At 74.4% G+C, this 2,317-nt stretch carries 2 protein-coding genes; one reads left to right on the plus strand and one right to left on the minus strand.

Features of this window, described 5'->3' with window-relative positions; all coding sequences use genetic code 11:
* Nucleotides 1–895 (plus strand): tRNA (guanosine(46)-N7)-methyltransferase TrmB (gene trmB, locus AB8Z36_RS38715; RefSeq protein ID WP_369218050.1); only part of this gene is annotated, 895 nt, incomplete at its 5' end.
* Nucleotides 896–972: 77 nt separating this feature from the next.
* Here trmB and lhgO read toward each other — a convergent pair.
* Complete coding sequence (lhgO, locus tag AB8Z36_RS38720; RefSeq protein WP_369218051.1) at nt 973–2,193, minus strand: L-2-hydroxyglutarate oxidase; 1,221 nt, start codon at nt 2,191–2,193, stop codon at nt 973–975.
* Nucleotides 2,194–2,317: the final 124 nt, after the last annotated feature.

Consider the following 2,317-nt stretch of genomic DNA (forward strand, 5'->3'; position numbering starts at 1 on the left):
GTGCGACGCGGGCGGAGTCTCCGGTCCCGGCGAAGCCGCTGGGGCCGTCGACCCGCGCCGCACCGATGACGGTGTCGGGGCCACGGCATCCGGGGCTCCGGGGGCGCGGGGCGGCCGGGCCCAGGCCGCGCCCCGGTTTCCCGGTGGTCCCTCGCCCGACCCGGCGGGCTCGCACCACGAGCGGCGCATCCGCAGTTTTCAGCCGCGGCGGAGCCGGGTGACCACCAGCCAGGGGGACGCCCTGCGGCGGCTCTGGCCGGTCTGGGGGCTCGACATCGACGGGCTGCGCACGCTGGACCTCGGTGAGCTGTTCGGCGACGGGGAGAAGCCGTCCGAGCTGCCCGTCGTCCTGGAGATCGGCTTCGGCATGGGCGAGGCGACCGCCCAGATGGCCGCCGCCGACCCGGACACCGGCATCCTCGCGGTCGACGTGCACACCCCCGGCCAGGGCAACCTCCTCGGCCTCGCCGAGCGCAACGGCCTGACCAACGTCCGGGTGGCCAACGGCGACGCGATCATCCTGCTCCGCGAGATGCTGCCGCCGGAGTCCCTCGACGGGCTCCGCGTCTACTTCCCCGACCCCTGGCCCAAGCCCCGCCACCACAAGCGCCGCCTGATCCAGCCGGACTTCCTGACACTGGCCGCGCCCTCGCTCAAGCCCGGCGCGATCCTGCACTGCGCGACGGACTGGGAGCCGTACGCGGAGCAGATGCTTGAGGTGCTCACCGCGCACCCCGACTTCGAGAACACCCAGGCCGACGGCGGCTACGCCCCCCGGCCCGACTTCCGCCCGCGTACCCGCTTCGAGGGCCAGGGCCTGCAGAAGGGGCACGTGGTGCACGACCTGCTGTTCCGCAGGACTGCCAGGGCCGGGGCCACCGCCTCGGACGCCTGATCCGCGCGCCGCTTCCGGCGGGCTCTTCTGGCGGGCTCTTTGGACGGGCTCGTCCCGGCGGGCTCAGACGCCCCGCGTCATCCGTGGCCGTCCCGCAGCGCGGCCAGCGCCCTGCGGGCGACCTCGCGGCCGATCGGCAGGGACGCCGTGGCGGCGGGGGACGGGGCGTTCAGGACGTGGACCGTGCGGGCGGCCTCGCGGATGAGGAAGTCGTCGACCAGCGTGCCGTCCCGCAGGACCGCCTGGGCGCGGACCCCGGCGGGGGCGGGCACCAGGTCCTCGGTCCTGACGGCGGGCAGCAGCCTGCGGACCGCCGCGGTGAAGGCCGCCTTGGAGGCGGAGCGGCGCAGCTCACCCGCTCCGTACCGCCAGTGGCGGCGGGCTATCCGCCAGGAGCCGGGCCAGCCGAGGGTGCCCGCGAGCTCCCTGGGGCGCACGACCGACCAGTCATAGCCCTCGCGGGCGAGCGCGGGCACCGCGTTCGGGCCGACGTGGACGCCGCCGTCGATGCCCCGGGTGAGGTGGACGCCGAGGAACGGGAAGGCCGGGTCGGGCACGGGATAGACCAGGCCGCGCACCAGACCGGGCCGGGCCAGCTCGAAGTACTCCCCGCGGAACGGGACGATCCGCATCGCCGGGTCGTCGCCCGCGAGCCGCGCGACCTCGTCGCAGTGCAGCCCCGCGCAGTTCACCAGGACCTTGCCGCGCACCACGGTGCCGTCGGCCGTGCGGACGGCGACGCCGAGGCCGGGGCGCCGGTCGACGCGCACCACCTCGCCCCCCGCCCCATAGCGGATCTCGGCGCCCGAGATCTCCGCGAGGTGCTCCGCCACCGCGCCGTAGTCACAGACGCCGGTGGTGCCGACGTGGATGGCGGCGAGGCCGCGGACCTCCGGCTCGTACTCCGTGATCTGGGCGGGGCCCAGCTCGCGCACCGGGATGCCGTTCTCCCTGCCGCGCTGGACGAGGGCGTGCAGGCGGGGCAGCTCATCGCGCTCGGTGGCGACGATCAGCTTGCCGGTGACGTCGTGCGGAATTCCGTGCTCCGCGCAGAACTTGATCATTTCGGCGGCGCCGCGGACCGCGTATCTCGCCTTGAGCGAGCCGGGGCGGTAGTAGATGCCGCTGTGGATGACGCCGCTGTTGCGGCCGGTCTGGTGGCGGGCGGGGCCGCGCTCCTTCTCCAGGACCGTGACGCTCGTGCCGGGGGCGGAGCGCGTGAGGGCATGCGCTGTCGCGAGGCCGACGATCCCGCCGCCGATCACCAGTACATCGCAGTCGTACGCGAGCTTGTTCACCGCGTCTCACCTCCCACCACAGATACTGCCCTGCGCCACTGACATCGCCCCCAAACCTGCGCGGCCGTAATCCTCCATCACAGCTCGGCTCCGCTTCACCGGGGGAGGGGTCCGCGTTCACTCA

The organism is Streptomyces flavofungini, from assembly GCF_041028215.1.
Lineage (GTDB): Bacteria > Actinomycetota > Actinomycetes > Streptomycetales > Streptomycetaceae > Streptomyces > Streptomyces flavofungini_B.